This window comes from Bradyrhizobium sp. CER78 (assembly GCF_029846235.1).
In the GTDB taxonomy this organism is placed as follows: Bacteria; Pseudomonadota; Alphaproteobacteria; order Rhizobiales; family Xanthobacteraceae; genus Bradyrhizobium.
This window is the reverse complement of the sequence record NZ_JARVWP010000001.1, coordinates 122,207-143,480: the sequence shown is the minus strand read 5'-3', so window position 1 is coordinate 143,480 and position 21,274 is coordinate 122,207. Positions and strand designations below refer to the sequence as shown.

The window sequence follows — 21,274 nt, the reverse complement described above, 5'->3', positions numbered from 1 at the left end:
GAGTCGAGACATGTTGCATGGAGATATATCGAGCAGCAAGGACACGGTCGGCGTTGCCGTGGTCAATTACAAGATGCCGCGTCTGCACACCAAGGCCGAGGTGCTGGATAACGCGCGCAACATCGCCAAGATGGTCGAGGGCATGAAGCTCGGCCTGCCGGGCATGGATCTCGTGATCTTCCCGGAATACTCGACCCACGGCATCATGTACGACTCCAAGGAGATGTACGAGACGGCGTCGTCGGTGCCGGGCGAGGAAACCCGCATCTTCGCCGACGCCTGCCGCAAGGCCAAGGTCTGGGGCGTGTTCTCGCTGACCGGCGAGCGCCATGAGGAGCATCCCAACAAGGCGCCGTACAACACGCTGATCCTGATGAACGACAAGGGCGAGATCGTCCAGAAATATCGCAAGATCATGCCTTGGGTGCCGATCGAGGGCTGGTATCCCGGCGATTGCACCTACGTCTCGGAAGGGCCGAAGGGGCTGAAGATCAGCCTGATCATCTGCGACGACGGCAACTACCCGGAGATCTGGCGTGACTGCGCGATGCGCGGCGCCGAGCTGATCGTGCGCTGCCAGGGCTACATGTATCCAGCCAAGGAGCAGCAGATCCAGATCTCGAAATCGATGGCCTGGGCCAACAATTGCTACGTCGCGGTCGCCAACGCGTCGGGCTTCGACGGCGTCTATTCCTACTTCGGCCATTCGGCGCTGATCGGCTTCGACGGAAGGACGCTCGGCGAGTGCGGCACCGAGGAGAACGGCATCCAGTACGCCCAGCTCTCGGTGTCGCTGATCCGTGACGCCCGCCGCAACATGCAGTCGCAGAACCATCTCTTCAAGCTGATGCACCGCGGCTACACCGGCCTGATCAACTCCGGAGACGGCGATCGCGGCCACGCGGTCTGCCCGTACACCTTCTACAAGAACTGGATCACGGATCCCGAAGGCACGCGGGAGATGGTCGAGGCCATGACCCGTCCGACCGTCGGGACCGACGAGTGTCCGATCGAGGGCATTCCGAACCAGAAAGTCGCACATCGCTAGGCGACACCGATGATCGGCGCCGGCGCGACCGTTCGCGCCGGCGTGCTTCGAGGCAACGCGGTCATTTTTCCTCGCGGGGGAAACAGGGGGGTATCATGAGCGGTCAATCGAATAGCGGAGTGGTTCAGCAGGCCGAAGGACAGATCGACGACCTTCTCGGCCATGAATTCGAGCACGAACCGGTGCCGATCAGCGCGCGGCGCAGCGCCTTCTCGGTCACCATGGTTTGGCTGGGCTTTCCGATGATCATCACCGGCGCGATGACCGGATCGCTGCTGGTGCTGGGCATGGGCTTCAAGAATGCGCTGGTGGCGATGATCGTCGGCAATCTGATCATGTTCGCCTATGTCGGCGCGCTCGGCCTGATCGGCACCCGGCGCGGCATGAACTTCGCGCTGATCGCGAGCATCGTATTCGGCAAGAAGGGCTATGTGCTGGCGTCGGGCCTGCTGTCGACCCTGCTGCTCGGCTGGTATGCGGTGCAGACCGGCATCACCGGCGCATTGATCTCCTCGACCTACGGCCTCAACTATGTGGCGATGACCATCGTCGCCGGCGTGCTCTATATCGGGATCACCTTCGTCGGGGTGAAGGGATTGCACTATATCGGGCTGGCGTCGGTACCGCTGTTCGTCGTGCTCGGCCTCTGGGTCGCCGCCGATGCTGCGTCGACCACGACCGCAGCCGCGATATTCAGCTATGCCGGCAATAATGGCGTGGCCAGCATGTCGATGGGCGTCGGCCTCACCGTGGTGCTGGCGCTGTTCATCGACGCCGGCACGGTGACCGCGGACTTCAACCGCTGGGCGCCGAGCCCGCGGGCGTCGCTGTTCGCCACGTTCAGCGCGTTTCCCTTCGCCAATCTGGTGGCGATGCTGGTTGGCGGCGTGATGACGGCGGCGCTCGCCGTGCCGAACGCCAATCCATTCGGTGTCGACAACATGTTCGGCTTCATGAACGGCAAGCAGCTCACCTGGCTCAGCATTCTCGCGTTCATCTTCCTCTACACCAATCTCGGTTCGGTCTGCTCGCACTGCCTGTACAATGCGGCGACCGGCTGGTCGCGGATCCTCGGCACCAACATGCGGCTGATGGCCGTGATTCTCGGCGCCATCGGCATCGTCGTCGCCGCGGGCAATGTCTGGGCGTTCTTCATCCAGTGGCTGTCGCTGCTCGGCATCCTGGTGCCGCCGATCGGCGCGATCATTCTGGTCGATCAGTATCTGCTGCGGACCGAGGCGCGCGCGGACACCGACTGGCGTGCGAAGCCGTTCATCGCCTGGGGCATCGGGTCGCTGTGCGCCTTTGCAGTTGAAAACCTGATGCCGGGGCTCTCCACTGCGATATCAGCCGCGCTGGTCGCCGGCATCATGTACGGGGCGATCGCGCGGGTGGAGTCTTCGACCGAAAAGGTGGCGCGTCCCGCCTAAGCGATCAGCTCAGTCAAGCAAGAAGGGTACATCAATGAGCGTCGACTATCAGATCTATGATCTCGGCAATCTGACCTTGCAGCGCGGCGCGACCCTCCGTGACTGCAAGCTCGCCTACAAGACGTTTGGCCAACTCAACGCGGCCAAGGACAATGTGATCGTCTATCCGACCTGGTACTCCGGCCAGCATTACGACAATGAGTGGCTGATCGGGCCGGGCATGGCGCTCGATCCGGCAAAGTACTTCATCATCATCCCCAATATGCTGGGCAACGGCCTGTCGTCGTCGCCGAGCAACACGCCGGAGCCGTATAACGGGCCGCGGTTTCCGCAGGTGACGGCCTATGACAATGTGCGCGCCCAGCACCGGCTGGTGACCGAGAAGTTCGGCATCAAGCACATCCGCCTGGTGGTCGGCTGGTCGATGGGCGCGTTGCAGACGTTCCATTGGGGTGCGCTCTATCCCGACATGATGGATCTGTTGGCGCCGTTCTGCGGCTCGGCGAAATGCTCGCGGCACAATTATGTATTCCTCGAAGGCGTCAAGGCCGCGCTCACTGCGGATGCCGCCTGGAAGGAGGGCTGGTACACCGACAAGCCCGCCCGCGGCCTGCGCGCCGCCGCGCGGGTCTATGCCGGCTGGGGCTTCTCCCAGGCCTTCTATCGCGAACAGCTCGACATCAAGACACTCGGCTATTCGTCGCTGGAGGATTTCCTGGTGGCGTTCTGGGAAGGCTTCTTCCTGCCGAAGGATCCCAACAATCTGCTGACCATGCTGTGGACCTGGCAGAACGGCGACATCAGCGCCAACGAGATCTACAACGGCGACTTCAAGGCCGCGCTGAGGGCGATCAAGGCCAAGACCTATGTCATGCCGGGACAGACCGATCTCTACTTCCCGCCTGAAGACAGCGAGAACGAGGTCGCGAACATGCCGAACGCCAAGTTCGTGCCGGTGCCGTCGATCTGGGGCCACTTCGCGGGCGGGCCGGGGACCAACCCCGTCGATGTCGCCTTCATCGATACCAAGCTCAAGGAACTGCTCGCATCGTGAGTTCGAACGATTGCGAACGGCTGCCTGCGCGATCATGGGAGGCGTGAGCTTGTCCAATCCCGCTTTGCTGCTCGACCAGTACCGCATCCGCCAGGAGCCTTATTACCGGCCGCTCAAGGATGAGGTCGAACTGTTCGGCGCGGCCTATGCGAACCGCATGCCGGTGATGCTGAAAGGCCCCACCGGCTGCGGCAAGACCCGCTTCATCGAATACATGGCCTGGCGGCTCGGCCGCCCGCTCATCACGGTCGCCTGTCACGAGGACATGACGGCGGCGGATCTGGTCGGGCGCTGGCTGCTCGATGCGGAGGGAACGGTGTGGAGCGACGGGCCGCTGACGACGGCGGTGCGTCTCGGCGCGATCTGCTACCTCGACGAGATCGTCGAGGCGCGTCAGGACACCACCGTCGTGATCCACCCCTTGACCGACGATCGGCGCGTGCTGCCGCTGGAGAAGCGTGGCGAGCTGATCCACGCGCATTCGGACTTCCAGCTCGTGATCTCCTACAATCCGGGCTACCAGAGCGCGATCAAGGACCTCAAGGAGTCGACCAAGCAGCGTTTTGCCGCGCTGGATTTCGGCTACCCGGATCGGTCGGCGGAAACCGAGGTGGTGTCGCGCGAGGCCGGCATCGAACCGAACCTTGCCGATCTCCTGGTGAAGATCGCCCAGCACAGCCGCAACCTGAAGGGTCAGGGGCTCGACGAAGGCGCGTCGACGCGGATGCTGGTCAATGCCGGCCGCCTGATCGGCTGCGGCATCAGCCTCGAAAAGGCCTGCGAGACCACGATCGTGGTCCCGCTGACCGACGATGCAGACACCAGGAACACGTTGCGCGACGTGATCTCGGCCTCTGCGTGAATGGACGCTCGCAGGTGGCGGTCGCGCAAATCAGTTCGCTCGATAGCTTCCGATCCGGACGCCGGCTTGCGGCACTCCTGCGCGGCCATGATGAGATCGGCTCGGCCGTGCAGGCGGCGCGGGCCGCATTGCAGCGCGCAGGATCAATCGATCACCTCGCGGCCTGGGATGAGGCTGTCCACGACCTGTTCGGGGCCAATCTTGGCCATGCCGTGGTGTTAGGTTTTCTGAGGCTGTCGGAGCATTGGCCCGCGCAGCGATCGACCGATGATCTGATCGCGATCGGGCGCGCCGCCGGGGATATCGGCCGCGGCGCCGGAAGCCGTGCTGCTCATGCGTTGCTGATCGAACTGTCCAAGGTACTGCCGCGGCTTGCCGGTGCTGGAGAACTCACCGCCGTGCTTGCCGCGCTTGGCCAACTCGCAGATGCAGGCCCGGAATCGGTCGGCCTTGCGATCGGCCGGCTGGAGCCGCTGTTGGCGCATGCCGGTGGCGCGGACTTTTCCGCCTGGGTTTCCGCAGGCCTGCGCGCGAGCGGCGGCCGCGCATCGCGCCGGCGCGCCTATTTCGCGCTCGATGATCCGCTTTCGGTGCGGCTGTTCGCGGTGGGGCGGACCGGCGATGATTTTGCACGGCTGGAGAAACGCCTCGCTGCAACGACGATCGCCCTTTGGAACAGAAAGCCTCGCTTCCGCAAGCTTGCCATCGCACCGACGCCGGTGCCGCGGCGCACCTCGCTCGCTGCCGGCTTCATCGGGCTCCCCGAGACCTTTCCCGGCTTTGCGGGCGAGGCGGCGGACAGCATCTATCTCGCGGCGGTCGCGCATGCCGGAGCCCATCTCGTGCATTCCGCCGTCCGCTTTCCCGTGGGGCGGCTGAAGGCATTGCAGATCGCGCTGGTCTCGCTGATCGAGGATGCCAGGGTCGAGACGCTGGCGCTTCGCGAGATGCCGGGGCTGCGCCGGCTGTGGCTGCCGTTTCACAGCGCGACGCCATCCGGCCAGGCAACCGCGGCCGGACTGATGATGCGATTGGCGCGGGCACTGATCGATCCGGACTATCGGGATCCGGATGCGTGGGTGACCAAAGGACGTCGGCTGTTTGCCGATGCCGCCGGCCGCTCGACGGATCCCGCCATCAGCCGCGAGATCGGCGGGCTGCTCGGTAACGACATCGGCCAGATGCGGCTGCAATTCAATTCCAAGAGCTACGTCGTCGAGCCCGCTTACCGCGACGATAATCTGGCGCTGTGGGATTTTGGCGATCAGCCGGACAGTCCGACCGAGACGATCGAACTTGCGGTGGATTCCGTACGTATGGAGCGTCGCGAGGACGCCGATGGACAGTCCACCGACGACAACGCAAGGCCGGACGAGACGCTGCGCGCGAAGGCCAGCGTGGTCACGTTGCTGGACGGATTTCCGGTCGCGACCTATCCGGAATGGGACTACGCCGCGCGGACCGAGCGAGCGGACTGGACGACGATCCTGGAGGCTGATGCCGCCGTCTCCGCGCAGCCGTTCGATCTGCCTGCGGACACCGAGACGACCCGTTGGATCACGCGGTTAACTCGCGACGCCTCGATCGGCCGCCGGATCAGGCACAAGGGCCAGCGCGACGGCGAGGCGCTCGATATCGACGCGGCGATCGCGCTGACGATCGAGCGGCGCGCCGGCAGCGTCAGCGAGCCCAGGGTGTATCAGCGCGATGCGCCGGGACCGCGCGATCTTGCCATTCTGCTGCTGCTTGACCTGTCGCAATCGACCGCCGACCGTGACCGTCGCGGCCGGACGGTTCTCGACGTCGAGCGCAAGGCGGCCGCGATCATGGCGGCGGCTGTCGAGGCCGCCAATGACGCGATCGCGGTGCATGGTTTCAGCTCAGACGGCCGCGAGCGCGTGCGTTATCTGCGCATCAAGGGTTTTGACGAGCCGATGGATGCCGTCGTGCGTTCGCGCCTCGCGGGTCTTAGCAGCAGCCATTCCACCCGGCTTGGCGCGGCCTTGCGCCATGCCGGGGGCTACCTCGCGGAACGACGCGCGTTCCGCAAGGTGCTGTTGGTCCTCACCGATGGCGAGCCGTCCGATGTCGATGTGCCCGATCCGCAATACCTGGTGGAGGACGCGCGCCGGGCCGCGCAGCAATTGCGGCGCCGCGGCACCGATATTTTTGCCTTCGGTGTCGGAGAACACAGGTTTCCCCAGCTCGATCGCATTTTCGGCGAGCGCTACGCGCTCCGGGTGCCGCGCATCGAGGTGTTGCCGCACCGGGTGATGCAGCTCTACGCTGAACTGAAGAAATAAAGGGTCCTGCCGTCACGGAGCCCGGCCGACATCGTCGTCCGCACGCCTACGCACCGCTGTCACACTTCGACGCTAACGTTGCAGATTGGACACAGCGGCCCGCCTGGGAACAATCGACGCGGACACGATGAGCATTGGATATCTTTCGAGGGGCCGGGCAGGGCGCCCCTCAGACGCTTGTCGATTGTGCGTTTTGATCTGCCTCTGCATGCTGGGCGCCGGCGCCGACTACGCGATGGGACAAGAGAGCCCGAACGCTTCGGCGGCGCGCATCACCTTCGATATTCCGTCTCAAGCCCTGACATCCGCGCTGGAAAGCTACGGCGCCACGGCGCGGCGCGAGGTGCTTTATGACGCGCGGCTTGCGACCGGCCGGCGCTCGAGCGAGGTGAGGGGCGTGTTCGCGCCGTCCGAAGCCTTGCAGATCCTGCTCGATGGCACCGGCCTGGTCGGCCGGCTGACGTCGGAGAATGCGCTGGTGGTGGTGCCCTCGTCTCCGGCCGCCGGCCAGCCGCCGACGTCTGACGTCGATGCGAAGAAAGGCGATCCGGTCATTCGGGCTCGCTACTATGCGCAGGTGCAGGAGCGCATTCGGGACGCCTTCTGCAGGGACAGCCTGTTGCGGCCGGGGCGGTACCGGATCGCCGTGCAGTTCTGGATCGCTCCGACGGGATCCGTGCAACAGACCAGGCTTTTGAGCAAGACGGGTGATGACCGCATCGATGGAGCGATCGAGACGACGCTTCGTGGATTGAGGATCACGGAGGCGCCGCCGCCGGGCATCGCGCAACCCCTCACGATGGTTGTTGCGCCGCGTCCGCCGGAACAGACGCAGGACTGCGCCGGGACTGACGCAATCCGCACCAGCGGCGGGGCGAACTGAGCGTGCCGGGATGAGCGACGCAAACCGGACCATGCTCCGCAGCTTCCTGGCTGCCCGCTACGATGACCTCAAGCTGCGGCTGAGCCGTCGCCTGGGCTCGGCGGAGCTTGCCAGCGACGCGTTGCAGGACACCTATGTGCGCCTCGACCGGGCCGAAGTGGCGGGGGCGGTGCAAAGCCCGGCCGCGTATCTGTTCCGGATGGCCTTCAACGTCGCAATGGACCGGCAGCGGGCCGAGAAGCGGCGCCTCGCGCACAACGAGGTTCAGGATCTGCTCCATATTGTGGACGATGCGCCGGGGCCGGGTCAGATTGCGGAGGCTCGCTTCGAGATCGAGGCCCTGGAGAAGGCGATCGCGGAGCTGACGCCGCGCCGCCGGGTCATCCTGCTGGCCGCACGGCTCCAGGGCATGCCGCAGCGGGAAATTGCCCGCCGGCTCGGGGTCTCGCTGCGCTTGGTCGAGAAGGAACTCCGCCTCGCCCAGGAACATTGCGCGCTGAAGCTCGGAAAATAGTTGTGCGGTTGATGGCTATGGCGAACGTCAAATGGACAAGCGGACGACCCGGCTGCGGAGGCGGGGGGCGCTGCGAGGCAAGCCTGCATGACCAGCAAAGGCGGTAGATCGACGATGGGGCTCGGCGCAATGGAGCGGGAAGCACATGCCTGGGTCAGGCGCTTGACGTCCGGCGACGCGACGGTCGAGGACGCCGATGCATTCCAGATGTGGCGCGAGCAGAGCGCAGCCCATGCGACTGCGTTTGCGAAGGCAAGCAAGCTTTGGGAGACGGTCGGCAGCGCCGGCCATAATCTCCGCTATGACCCTGCATCGCTTGGCGCGCTGCTCGATGGCGAAGCAAGGCGCGTGATGACCCGCAGGCTGGTGCTCGGCGGTGGACTTGCGACCGCCGCCGCGGCCGTCGGAGCGGTGACGCTGCGTCCTCCGCTCGAGCTCTGGCCGTCATGGTCCGAGCTTGCTGCGGACTACCGGACGGGAACGGGAGAGCAGCGCAAGCTTGCGCTGAACGACAGCGTGTCGATCAACCTGGACACAAGGACCAGCATCGCGCTGCGCCCGGACCATGGCGACAGCAGCCGGATCGAGTTGATCACCGGGCAGGCGTCGATTGCGACGAGCCCGCAACAGTCGAGACCGGTGACCGTGATTGCGTCGAGTGGTCAAACGGTTGCAACGCAAGCCTCGTTCGACGTGCGCTATCTCGGAGCCGAGGTGCGCGTCACCTGTCTCGGCGGCGAGGTCTGCGTCGAGCATCAGGGAAATGCCCGCACCGTTCGTGAGCGGCAGCAGATCGCCTACGACGAGCGGCGCATGAGCGATCTCGTTGCGATCGATCCGGCCGTCGAAGCGGCCTGGCAAGAGGGCTTGCTCGTCTTCCGCTACACGCCGCTGCCCAAGGTGGTGGAAGAGGTGAACAGGTACCGATCGGGCCGGATCTTCATCGTCAATGCCGGGCTGAACGCCCATTTGATCAATGGCCGCTTCCATATCGACCGGATCGACGAGGTTCTCGTGCAGCTCGAGCAAGCCTTTGGTGTCAAGGCGAAAACGCTTCCCGGCGGCATTGTGCTGCTGAGCTGAGGAGGCTTCGGGCGGGACGGCAAAAAAATTCCGATCCGGCGTGCGGGTCGCGCCGTTCGGGATCGTCTCAGCCGCGAGGGTCTCGGTGCTGGCGCTGAGACGCAAAATGTTCGGCTGTCGTCGCCCGGCGCAAGAAAGCGATCCCATGGTTCCCCGCCTCTCCAGGTCCCTATCCCGCGCGACGGTTCGCACCGCTTTGTTTGGCAGCGTCAGCGTCGTGGCGCTGCTGGCCAGCACGCCGGTGGTCGCGCGCCCGTTTGGGTCGAGCTGGACGGTGTCACCGTCGGCCGCAGCGATGGCAGCGTCGCAGTCGGCAGCGCAGGATGCTGCGGCGGCTGCCAAGCAGGGCCAGGACGCGATGGCGCGGGCCACGCGCGCCATTCAGGCGATCCAGGGCTTGCAGAACGCGGCACGCAGCGCGGCGCAGACCTCGCAGCGTTCGGTGACGCTGCCGCAGGTTGCCGTACCCAATGGCCTTGCCCTCGGCGGCCTGCAGGCGGCGCCGGGTTGGCAGGGTGCGAACGCGCCGACGCAGGCGGTCGATGCCGCCGGCCAGACCCAGGTCGGCATCGCGCAGACCAGCGCGCAGGCGATCCTCAACTGGAACTCGTTCAACGTCGGCGCGCGGACCACGCTGACCTTCGACCAGCAGGGCAATGCGAACTGGGTGGCGCTCAACCGCGTGGTCGGCAGTACGGCGCCGAGCCAGATCCTCGGCAATATCAAGGCCGACGGCGCGGTCTATGTGATCAACCAGAACGGCATCATCTTCGGCGGTGCGAGCCAGGTGAATGTCGGCGCGCTGATCGCCTCGACCGCCGGCATTACGGACACCCAGTTCCTCAGAAGCGGCATCTACGCGCAACAGGCCAGCGGCCAATACGTGCCGAGCTTCACCGATGCCCGCGGTGCGGTCAGGGTCGAGGCCGGCGCGCTGATCTCGACCAACCCGCCGTCCTCGGTGACGCAGGGCGGCGGATTCGTCCTGCTGATGGGGACCGAGGTCAGCAATGCCGGCTCGATCACCGCGCCGCGAGGCCAGGTGCAGCTCGCGGCCGGCAACGACTTTCTGCTGCGGCCGGGTTACAGCACGGACGTCAACCCGGGCTCGACCACGCGCGGCAATGAGATCGCGCCGATCGTGCGCGACGCGATCGCGGCCGTCGGCAACTCCGGCCTGATCTTCGCCCAGCAGGGCGACATCACGCTCGCGGGCCGCAGCGTCAGCCAGGAGGGGGCGCTTGTCGCCACCACCTCGGTCAACACCCGCGGCACGATCCATTTGCTGAACGCGGCCTCCGATGCTGCGGGCAGCATCACGCTCGCCAGCGGCAGCCTGACCGCGATCCTGCCCGAGCTCAACAGCAGCGATACCGCGCTCGACAGCCAACGCAGCCAACTGGTCGCCGATTCCAAGGCCTTCACCCACGCCCCGGTCGCCAACGCCCAGTTCGACAATCTTTCGCAGCTATCCGACCGGCTCGATCAGGGGCGTATCGAGATCGTCAGCGGCGGCACCGTCAACTTCAAGGCCGGCTCGACCACGCAGGCGCAGGGCGGCCAGGTCGCGGTGAGCGCCAGCCACCGCGTGTTCGCCGAGAGCGGATCGGTTATCGACGTCTCGGGCGTGCGCGGCGTGCTGCTGCCGATGTCGACCAACAACCTCCTGATCAACGTGCAGGGCAACGAGCTGCGCGACTCGCCCGTCAACCGCGACCAGGACAATCTGAAGAATGCGGATGTCTGGATCGACGCCCGCGACCTCGTGCGGGTGCCGGCGGGCACCGGCGGCTATGCGACCGACCGCTATTACACGCCGGGTGGGCTGCTCGAGGTTTCCGGCTATCTCGCCAATACCGCCCACCGGATCGGTGAATGGGCCGCGGTTGGCGGCACCGTCACGCTGTCGGCGCAGGAAGTCGTGGCGCAGAAGGGGGCGGTGTTCGACGTCTCCGGCGGCTCCGTCAGTTACCAGGGCGGTTATATCAGGACCACCAATTTCCTTGGCGCGGACGGTCGTCTCTACAGCGTCGGGCAGGCCCGCGCCGACATGCAGTTCTACGGTCTTGGCGCCGGCTTCATTCGCGAGCACAAGCTCGGCGGCAACGTTGCACCGAACCTGACCGAGGTCTGGACCAGCCCGTTCGGCAAGGCCCGCGTGACGACCCGCTGGGAGGACGGCTACACCGTCGGCCGCGACGCCGGCTCTCTCATCCTGTCGACGCCGACGGCGGTCTTCGAGGCTGATATCGTCGCTGACGTCGTCACCAGCTCACGCCAGACGACGGCTCGGCCTGATGGCACGACCGACGGCTACAAGCTGTCGCAGAATGTCGCCCCGCTCCAGGGCAAGCTCGCGCTCGGTGGCTATTCGGGACTGGGCCTCACCGATGCATCCGCGGCGCGGGTCGCCTTCGGCCGGACCCCCGCGATATCCGACGCGCTGAACGTCACGTCGGTCTTGCCCGACGATCGCATCGGGACCGCGTTCTTCAACTCGGACGCGCTCAGTGCCGCCAAACTGGGCGGGCTCAATGTTGCGAGCAGCAAGCAGATCCTGGTCGAGGCGCCGCTTGAGCTTGCGCCCGGCGCGCAGGTGATCTTCGCAGCACCACATGTCGATATCGGCGCCAACGTCACGGCGCATGGCGGCAGCGTGACGCTGACCAATCTCATGCATGCGCTGCTCGGCCAGAACCAGAACGAGCAATGGTGGGCGCTCAGCGACACGAACGGCAAGGCGCAGGTCACGATCGGCCAGAACGTCGCCGTTGATCTCAGCGGATTGTGGAGCAACGGATTGACCGGGGCCGATGTATCCGGTCAGGCGCATGTCGATGGCGGCAACTTCACCGTTTCGACGACCGGCGGCATCACGCTTGCGAGCGGGTCACTGATCGATGTGTCCTCGGGTGGTGCGATCCTGACGACCGGCAAGACGATTGGCGGCAAGGGCGGCAATGTCAACCTGGTCGCCAACGACTATTCGCATCTGGCCTGGACGCAATTCTTCACCAATTCGCTCATCCTCGACGGCACCATTCGTGCCTATGGCTTCACCGGCGGCGGCACGCTGACGCTGAACGCCGGCCAGCAGATCGCGATCGGCGAAGCCATGGCCGATGCGCTGGTGCTCGATCCCGCGCTCTTCCAGTCCGGCTTCACGGCCTACAACATCAGCAGCAACACCGGCATCCGGATCGGCGAAGGCACGCGCGTGGACGCCGAGGTGCCGGTCTATCGCTTCACCCAGGGCAGCTTCGGCGCGCCGAGCGGCAGCCTCGTCGCGGATGCCGCGACGCTCTGGACGCCGCCGACATTCGCGGTGAATTCCTTCACGCATGGCGCCACGCAGCGCGTCGGCGCCGACGTGACGTTCTGGAGCCTGCATGATTTCACGCTGGCGAAGGGCGCATCGATCAACGTCGATCCGGGGCGTTCGGTTTCGATCTACGCCAATCGTCAGACGGTGATCGACGGCACGATCAAGGCGCCCGCCGGCAACATCCTGATCACGAGCCTGCAGGACGCCCCCGGCGACAACAGGTACAATTCCGGTTACGGCGAATTCGGGCTGACGCGTTCGTTCTGGATCGGCGACGACGCGGTGCTGGATGTCTCGGCGCGCGACGCGGTCGGGCGCGACGAGCGCGGGGTTTCCTACGCAGCGGTGCCGGCTGGTGGAACGATCAGCATAGGCGGCACTGGAGGGCTCGACGCGGACGGTTATCCGGTTAGCAGCGATGCCTTCGTGATCGTTCGCCCGGGCGCGCTGATCGATGCGTCGGGTACCTCAGCGGTGGTGCCGGTCCAGAACGGCAGGACCTATGTCTCGACATTTGCTGCGAGCGATGGCGGGACGATCTCGCTGTATTCCAGCTTCGGCATGGCGCTGGACGGCACCATGCGCGCCGCGGCCGGCGGCAGAGGCGCGTCCGGTGGTTCGCTGAACCTGACCATGTCGAGCCGTGGTTATGCAACGGGGCAGCCGAATGCGAACGCGCCGTATGCCGTGGGCGATCTGCCCGCGGCTTTCCAGCGGTCGCGCGACATCACGCTGGTGCAGAGCGCCCCAGGCAGTGGCCTGAGCGCCGATCTGTTGCCCGGCGAGGCCGATCCGGCCATGCAATACGGGCGGGCGGTCATCGGCGTCGACCAGATCCAGAAGGGCGGCTTTGGATCGCTTTCGCTCTACACGCGCGATCTTCTCGTCTTTGACGGCAATGTCGATCTCAGCCTGTCGCGCAGCCTGCACCTGTCCAGCGGCGTCATTGCCGCCGTGCCCGATACACCAAACAGCACAATACGTCTGTCCGCATCCTATGTTCGCCTCGATGGCGTCTACGACGCGGCAAAGGCGCAAGCGCAGGTGGGTTATTCCCCGGGGATCAACGATCTTCACGTCCGCAATCCGTCGGACGGCGGCAGTTTCACGATCTCCGGCGATCTGATCGACGTCTATGGCAAGGTCCAGTTCGGAGCCACCGGCAGTCAGGGCAGCGGAGACGTGAATTTTGGACGTCCCGTCAGTCTCCCCGTCGATGCGCGCGGCTTTCACCAGGTCACCTTGCAGAGCACGGGCGACATCCGGTTCGGCAATGGCGGTCTCGATGTCGAGAACCTCGCGCTGACTGCGGACCAGATCTATCCCTTGAGCGGCGCAGTCGCGACCATCATTGTTGGGCTTCGTCCGGACGGGTTGGCTACCGGCTACGATCCGGATGCCCGTCTCGTCATCCGCCGCAATGACGACACGACGCCGGCGGTGCCGGCTTCGGTCTTTGGCGAACTGGTCTTCATTGCCTCGAACATCGACCAGGGTGGAGTCGTTCGCGCGCCGCTGGGGCGCATCTGGTTCGACAATTACGTTCAAGCGTATGCCAATGGTTTACCCGATCCACATGTCACGTTCCGCAGCAGCAGCATCACTTCCGCGAGCGCTGCCGGCCTGATCATGCCGTTCGGCGGGACTTCGGACGGCATCACCTATCAAGGCGCGGACGGCACGTTGCTCAATCTGGCGAGCGCCTCCATTGTTGATATTTCGGGGAATACGAAGGTCGCGAGCGGCATTTCGATCGGTGCCACATCGTTCGTGGGTGAGGCCGGAGCCGTGATCGATCTGACCGGCGGCGGGACGCTGACCGGCGCGGGGTTCATCTCCGGCCGGGGCGGCTCGGTCGACGTGCTGAAGACAGCGCTCGTCAACGCCAACCCGATCAACAATTACAGCGCGACCGGCAACAAGGTCTACGCAATTCTGCCCGGTTACGCGGCGAACTATGCGGCGGCGATCACGAGCAATGGCGCCGGCGATCCCGCGATCGGCCAGCAGATCACGCTTTCCACGGGGGTGCTGGGGTTGCCTGCGGGCACCTACACGCTGCTGCCCTCGAGCTATGCGCTGCTGCCGGGCGGTTATCGCGTCGAGCTCGGCGCGACCGGAACAACCATGGTGGCTCCGGTGGCGGCAGGCAACGGCTCCGTCGTCACGTCGGGCTATCTCGGAGTTGCCAATACGGCGATTCTGGACACGTTCCCGACGCGGGTGATCCTCACCGCTGGCCAGACTATGCGGTCTTATTCGCAGTACAACGAGACCAGCTATGCCGATTTCGCACGTGCGCAGGCGGCCAAGTTCGGCGGCTTCCGGCCTCGCCTGCCGGACGATGGCAAGGTGCTCGAAATCGGTCTTCGCACGCCGCTCGATGGCAGCAAATCGCTGTCCTTCGCCGGCACCGCGTTGTTCGAGGGCGCCAACGGCGGCATTGACGGTGCATTGATCGTCAGGCCGTTGCTCGGCTCGTCGGGTCCCGCCGTGCTCGACATCACGGCGTCAGGGGCTGCGCCGATTGCCGGGCATACGTCCGTATCGAGCGACGACATCAATGCCTTCAAGGCTCCGACGCTGCTGTTGGGCGGCACGAGTACATTCTACAAGGAGGACAATCCGGGAACCGGCGCCAAGATCTATTTTGACGCAGGGGGAACCGCGGCTGTCAATCTGCTCGACGGCGCCACCATCCGTGCCGGCCAGGTTTTCCTGGTCGCCAAGGCCATCAGCATGTCGGGCGGCGCGACGATCGATGCGCGCGGACTTGGCAATGGGATCGTGGATTCGACGCTCGGCTACGTCTATTCGAACATCGGTCCTTATTCGTCCGCAGATCCCGCCGACAGTCCGGCCGTGCTCGCGGTCGCCAATGGCTGGTTCCAATTCCTGGATGCTGTCGGACCCGGCAAGATCAGCATCGCCAGCGGTGCCTCGCTGCTCACCGACGGCAGTGTGGTGCTCGCCGCGCCGGGCGGGCTCACCATGGGCGACGTCAATTTCGGCGCACGTTACCTCAACGTCACGCAGGAGCAGGTCAATGTCGGCACCGAGGCCGCGCTTGCTGCGGCGCAGGCGGCAGGCCAACTGCCAACGGGCTGGAATCTCACCCAAGGCGTGCTCGACAAGCTGCTGCGGCCCTCTACGACTGCGGGCACGCCCGCGCTCGAGCAACTCATCATCACGGCAAGTGGCTCCTTCAATCTGATCGGAAGCGTCGACCTCGACACCACGCGCCAGGGCGGGTCTTCGTCCGATTCTCTCAAATTCGTTCTCAATACGCCGGCCATCTATGGTCTCGGCTCCGCGAGCGACACGGCCCGCATCACCGCCGACACGCTGGTCTGGAACGGCATCCGCACGGGCAGCGGCACTGTCGCGAGCCCATACGGAAACCAGGTGCCCGGCGCCGTCCTGCCCGGCGGGCCCGGCACCGGATCGGGGCATCTCGCCATCACGGCCAACGAAATCTTGTTCGGCTTCGACGCATCTTTGAGCAAGCCGACCGACGGCGCAACGCTGGGCCGCCTGGCGCTAGGCTTCTCCGATGTCACGCTCACGGCGGCGAAGCGCATCACCTCGAACAGCGATGGCACGCTCAAGGTGGGGCTCACCCAGGACAGCACCGGCGCCGTGCAGGGTGGCGCGCTGACCATCGCGACCCCGCTGATCACGGCGAGCAATGGGTCCAAGCTCGATGTCAGCGCGGGCGCTGCCTTGCGCCTGATCGCGCCGGCGGGGGCGGCTTCCGCCGATACGCACGGCGTGACGGATCTCGGCGGCACGCTCTCCTTCACCGGCGACAGCGTCTTTGTCGACACCGCATTCGCCTTGCCCTCCGGCAAGCTGACGCTGAATGCGACACACGATGTCGTGCTCGGTGCCAACGCGACCGTCGACCTCTCCGGTCGCGGCATCGCTTTCTTCGACGTCACCAAGTTCAGCTGGGGCGGTGATCTCATCCTGAGCTCGACCAACGGCAATATCATCCAGAACGCGGGCTCGGTGATCGATGTCTCGGCCGTGAACAACGCGGCGGGCTCGATCTCGGCCAAGGCCATCGACGCCGCCCATGGGCAGGTTTCGTTCGCCGGTACGCTCAAGGGATCATCGACGGGCGATTTCGATAGCGGCCAGTTCACGGTAGCGGCACAGAGTTTCGGCGATTTCGCCGCGCTGAACGCCAAGCTCAACGATGGAGGTTTCTTCTACGCCCGCAGCTTTGATCTCCGCCAGGGCAGCCTCGTCATCGGTGATGGCGTCAAGGCTCGCTATGTCACGGTCTCGGTCGATCAGGGCAGCCTCGCGGTGAACGGCAGGATCGACGCCAGCGGGGCGAAGCCCGGCACCATCCGCCTGTCCGCGAGTGGCGATCTCAGTCTCGCGTCGAATGCCGTGCTCGATGTCCACGGCAACGTGCTCCAGACCGACAGCTACGGCGCGGCGATCGAACCCAACAACATGGCGCGTGTCGAACTCACCACCACGCAAGGCACCATGACGCTGGCCGCGGGCGCGACCATCGACATGACGTCGCCGGACGGCGTCGCGCGCGGCAAGTTGGAGCTCAGCGCGCCGCGCCGCGGCGGCGTCGGCGGAGATGGCGCAGGCGCCAACGATATCGCAATCGACGCGCGCGGCCCGCTCAACGTCCGCGGTGCGAGCGGCATCGCGCTGAACGGTTTCCGCACCTACGACCTTCCGGGCGGCAGCACCATCGACCAGGGCTATCTCGACGGTCTGCATGTCGACAGCACGCAGTTCATCAACTCCGCGCTTCAGAACAGCGACTTGCAGAACCGCCTTTCCGGGCTCGCGGCCTATGGCTCCGCCTTCCATCTGCGGCCGGGCGTCGCCATCACGTCCGATGGCAGCCTGTCGACCAAGGGCGATCTGGATTTCTCCGGTTATCGCTACGGGCCGAATGCCGATCCGGCGGTGCGCGGCTCCGGCGAGCCGGGCGTGCTCGTGGTGCGCGCCGCGAGCGATCTCAAGATCAACGGCAGCATCAATGATGGTTTCGCGCCACCGCCCGCTTCGCCAGATGCGGTGACGGTGATTGCCACCGGCACGTTGACGTCCCCCTACACCGTTACGACGGATGGTGTGATCATCGGCAGTGGATCGACCATACCGACCAGTGCCACAGTCAACATGGAGCTCGATCTCGCTGACGGCACGGTCAAGCTGAGCCCGAGTGCCGCACATCCACTGCCCGCCACGGTCACCTTGGCGGAGGACTTCACCGTCAGAGGACCCAATGTTCAGACCAGGAAGCTGAACGGCGGGCATATCATCACGCCGGATAGGACCTACAATCCAGGTGATACGCTGCTGACTAACACGGAATTTCCGGCCGGCACCGTGTTCGAAAAAGGCGTTTATTTTACCGGGCCGGCCTTCATCAATACGTTCAACAGTCTGGTTCTCCAGCCGCTGAGGCTGCCGGCGGGTGCCAGCCTTTATGTATTCGGGGGGTACACATTCGCTGCCGATACGCCGCTTCCCAAAGGCACGGTGTTGCCGGCCAACATGTCGAACGTCAATCTGATCGGGCCCGGCGATCGCCAAGTCTGGGCGATCGCCCCGATGCTCGCACCTGGCACGCAATCCTGGTCGTTCCGGCTGGTGGGTGGCGCCGATCTTGCGAGCGCCGACAGTCGATCGCTGCAGACCGCCGACGCGCTCGCCGGATCTGGCAATGTCGTGTTGAACGATCCGTTCAACGTCACGATCAACAAGCCGACGACGGTCGGCGTCAGCGTCCTGCGTACCGGCACCGGTGATCTCGAAATTCTTGCTGGCGGCAATTACGACCAGCAATCCTCGTTCGGCGTCTACACGGCCGGCACCGCGGTCAGGGAGACCGGGACGGCGCAGAACGATCCCTACAACCTCGGCCGGGGCCGATTGACCGACGGCACCCTGCTTGGCTCCGCCAACGCCAACTACGAACCGACACTTGGCCCGGAGCGGATGTACTACCCCGAACACGGCGGCGATTTCCTGCTCGTGACGCAGGGCGACGTCAAGGGGACGCTGAGGCTGGGATCGACCGAGATCGGATCCTGGCTATGGCGCCAGGGTGGCTCGGAGATCGGCCAGCGGACCGCCTGGGGCATCAATTTCGGCAGCTATACCGTCGATCAAATCAGGGACCCAAGCATCTTGTCTTTGGGGCTGTCCGCCTTCTCCGGCCTCGGCACGCTCGGCGGCGGCAATGTCACGGTGCAAGCGGGGGGCACCATGGGTGACACAGGCCGCGGCGTCGTCGTTGCCGTCGGCGGCAGCGGCCGTGTGATGGCCGATGGCAGCCTTGTGCAGACCGGCGGCGGTACGCTCTCGGTGAAGACCGGCAATATCGGCACCGGCGGCAATCAATTCGTCGATCTGCGCGGGCGCATGGATATCGCGACCGGGGACTTCGGCAGCCTGACCGCGACAAATGTTCGCAACACGGCTGATCCGCGACCGATCAATCCGCTGACGTCCTACTCGATGATCAAGCTCAGTGGCGGCGATTTCGCACCCGGCGACAGCGTCATTGACCTTCGTGCGCGTGGAGATCTGGCGGTTGGGACTATTCTCGATCCGGGGCGTGTCGGCGTCACAGGCTTGACTGCCGCCAGTGACGGCAACGAGGCTGCAAGCTGGTTCACCCTGTGGACCGGCACGACCGCCGTCAACATGCTCGCCGCGGGCGGTTCGCTTGCACCGGGCAGCAGCCCGGCAACCTCGCGCTTCCTGCCCTCGATCATGCGGGCGGTCGCCATGAACGGCACCATCTATAACCCCGGCGGAGGACTGCTGCTGCCGTCACCGGGCGGGACGCTCGAGGTGCTGGCGCAAGGATCGATCTTGGGCGACTCGTACGAGACCGGTCTCTTGATGACACCGATGTCGGCTCTGGCGACGCCGTTCAGGCCGGCCTGGGCGACCCTGGGCGATGGAATGACGATCACCGCGTCCAATTATTGGGCCGATTATACGTCCGTGGACGATCAACCGGGCGGCGGGCTGCCCGTTTACTCCTACGGCAGCGGCGGGCAGCCCTTCGTCTTCGATGCAAACACGGTGAAGGATAGGGCGGTGCCGGTCCAAAGCGATCTGTCGCGCATCTATGCGGTGAACGGCGACGTCACGGGCATCACGTATGGTTGGATCCTCAACAAGAGCCAGACCAACGCCAACGGCACCGTTAACAGCGTGTATTACCAGGCCGCGCGGCCGCTGCGGATGCTTGCCGGCGGCGATATCGTCGATATCAAGGGCCTGATCCTGCACAGCGACGCCAACGATGTGTCCACGATCGCGGCCGGTGGCAGCATCATCTATGCAGGCGTGCCGGCGAGCTCTCCCGGGGAGAAGGGGGGCCTGACGATTGCCGGCCCGGGCACGCTCGAAATCACGGCAGGCAAGAACATCTATCAGGGGTCGACCGCGACGGTTGAAAGCATCGGAGCATTGGCCGCCGGCGACAAGCGGCCCGGTGCTGGTGTCGTCATGCAGGCCGGCGTCGGCGCGGGCGAAGTCGGTGTTGGACAAGTCGACTGGGCTGGATTCGCGAAGCTCTATCTCGACCCGAACAATCTCGCTGGTGCGGGACCGCTTGCTGAGCAGCACGGCAAGGTGGCGAAGACCTACGCCGACGAGCTTTATGACTGGCTCACGGAGCGTTTCGGCTATGGCGGCACCAAGGCGGATTCGCTCGGCTATTTCCTTGCACTGCCGGACGCGCAGCAGCGCATCTTCCTGCGCCAGGTCTACTATGCCGAGTTGACCGCGGGCGGGCGCGAATACAACCAGACTGGTGGTCCGCGCGCCGGCTCCTATCTGCGTGGGCGCGAGGCGATCGCCGCGCTGTTCCCGAATCCGTCCGCCTATCGTGGCGACATCACGATGATCACCGCCGCAACCGGCACGCCGGGCAAGCCGAACTACGCCATTCAAAGCGGCTTCGTTCACACCGATTTCGGTGGCGACATCCAGTTCCTCACCCCGGGTGGTGGTGTCACGATCGGGACCGAGGGGCTGCTGCCGGGCGCCGACGCGGGCCTCATCACGCAGGGCGCGGGTAACATCCAGATCTATTCGCAGAGCAGCGTGCTGATGGGCTTGTCGCGCATCATGACCACGTTCGGCGGCAATATCGTGATCTGGTCGGCGGAGGGCGACATCAACGCCGGCCGCGGCGCCAAGACCACGGTGATCTACACGCCGCCCAAGCGGGCCTATGACAGCTATGGCAACGTCACGATATCGCCGGTGGTGCCGTCGAGCGGCGCCGGCATCGCGACGCTGCAGCCGATCCCGGAGGTGCCGCGCGGCACGGTCGATCTGATCGCGCCGCTCGGCACCGTCGATGCGGGCGAGGCCGGCATCCGCGCCTCGAGCTTCGTCAACATCGCAGCGCTGCATATCGTCAACGCCGCCAACATTCAGGCGCAGGGTGGCGTGATCGGCGTGCCGCAGGTCCAGGCACCCAACATGGGCGCCCTGAGCGAAGCCTCGAACACGGCGGGAGCCGCTGCCAAGCAAGCCGCCGTGCCGCCGCCGAGCACCAACGAGCAGCCCTCCGTCATCATCGTCGAAGTGCTCGGCTATGGCGGCGGTGACGGCAGCGATGAACCGAAGCGGCGCGGCAACGACAAGCAAAGCCAGTACGATCCGAACAGCGCCTTTCAGGTGATCGGCGACGGCCAGTTGAGCGCGGAGCAGATGAAGAAGCTGACGCCGGAAGAGCGGCGGCAGGTTGTGAACTAAAAC

General features: G+C 65.3%; 9 protein-coding genes. All 9 read left to right on the top strand.

Features of this window, described 5'->3' with window-relative positions; all coding sequences use genetic code 11:
- Positions 1–10 precede the first annotated feature (10 nt).
- The 9 genes from QDT69_RS00580 (at position 11) to QDT69_RS00540 (ending at position 21,271) form a co-directional block, all read left to right on the top strand.
- On the top strand, positions 11–1,048 hold the full coding sequence (locus QDT69_RS00580; protein WP_016845713.1) for an aliphatic amidase: 1,038 nt from the start codon (positions 11–13) through the stop codon (positions 1,046–1,048).
- Positions 1,049–1,143: 95 nt separating this feature from the next.
- Positions 1,144–2,478, top strand: a complete 1,335-nt coding sequence (locus QDT69_RS00575; protein ID WP_279704739.1) for a cytosine permease — start codon at positions 1,144–1,146, stop codon at positions 2,476–2,478.
- 34 nt (positions 2,479–2,512) lie between these two features.
- Positions 2,513–3,532, top strand: a complete 1,020-nt coding sequence (locus QDT69_RS00570) for an alpha/beta fold hydrolase (protein WP_279704738.1) — start codon at positions 2,513–2,515, stop codon at positions 3,530–3,532.
- A 49-nt stretch (positions 3,533–3,581) separates the two neighbouring features.
- Entirely contained in the window at positions 3,582–4,394 is an 813-nt protein-coding gene (locus QDT69_RS00565; protein WP_275945287.1) for a CbbQ/NirQ/NorQ/GpvN family protein, read from the top strand.
- Between the two features lie 14 nt (positions 4,395–4,408).
- Entirely contained in the window at positions 4,409–6,697 is a 2,289-nt protein-coding gene (locus QDT69_RS00560; RefSeq protein WP_279704737.1) for a VWA domain-containing protein, read from the top strand.
- A 208-nt stretch (positions 6,698–6,905) separates the two neighbouring features.
- On the top strand, positions 6,906–7,580 hold the full coding sequence (locus QDT69_RS00555) for a secretin and TonB N-terminal domain-containing protein (RefSeq protein ID WP_279704736.1): 675 nt from the start codon (positions 6,906–6,908) through the stop codon (positions 7,578–7,580).
- A gap of 10 nt (positions 7,581–7,590) precedes the next feature.
- The gene (locus QDT69_RS00550) at positions 7,591–8,094 is read left to right on the top strand and encodes an RNA polymerase sigma factor (RefSeq protein WP_279704735.1); all 504 of its coding nucleotides are present in this window, start codon (positions 7,591–7,593) and stop codon (positions 8,092–8,094) included.
- Between the two features lie 87 nt (positions 8,095–8,181).
- Entirely contained in the window at positions 8,182–9,177 is a 996-nt protein-coding gene (locus QDT69_RS00545) for a FecR domain-containing protein (RefSeq protein ID WP_279704734.1), read from the top strand.
- Between the two features lie 145 nt (positions 9,178–9,322).
- Positions 9,323–21,271 carry a filamentous haemagglutinin family protein gene (locus QDT69_RS00540; RefSeq protein WP_279704733.1) on the top strand — a complete coding sequence of 3,983 codons (11,949 nt, stop codon included), beginning with the start codon at positions 9,323–9,325 and terminating at the stop codon, positions 21,269–21,271.
- Positions 21,272–21,274: the final 3 nt, after the last annotated feature.

Coding starts and splice junctions, on each gene's coding strand:
- QDT69_RS00545 (WP_279704734.1), top strand. CDS start 8,182: ATGACCAGCAAAGGCGGTAGATCGACGATGGGGCTCGGCGCAATGGAG.
- QDT69_RS00580 (WP_016845713.1), top strand. CDS start 11: ATGTTGCATGGAGATATATCGAGCAGCAAGGACACGGTCGGCGTTGCC.
- QDT69_RS00540 (WP_279704733.1), top strand. CDS start 9,323: ATGGTTCCCCGCCTCTCCAGGTCCCTATCCCGCGCGACGGTTCGCACC.
- QDT69_RS00575 (WP_279704739.1), top strand. CDS start 1,144: ATGAGCGGTCAATCGAATAGCGGAGTGGTTCAGCAGGCCGAAGGACAG.
- QDT69_RS00570 (WP_279704738.1), top strand. CDS start 2,513: ATGAGCGTCGACTATCAGATCTATGATCTCGGCAATCTGACCTTGCAG.
- QDT69_RS00550 (WP_279704735.1), top strand. CDS start 7,591: ATGAGCGACGCAAACCGGACCATGCTCCGCAGCTTCCTGGCTGCCCGC.
- QDT69_RS00555 (WP_279704736.1), top strand. CDS start 6,906: ATGCTGGGCGCCGGCGCCGACTACGCGATGGGACAAGAGAGCCCGAAC.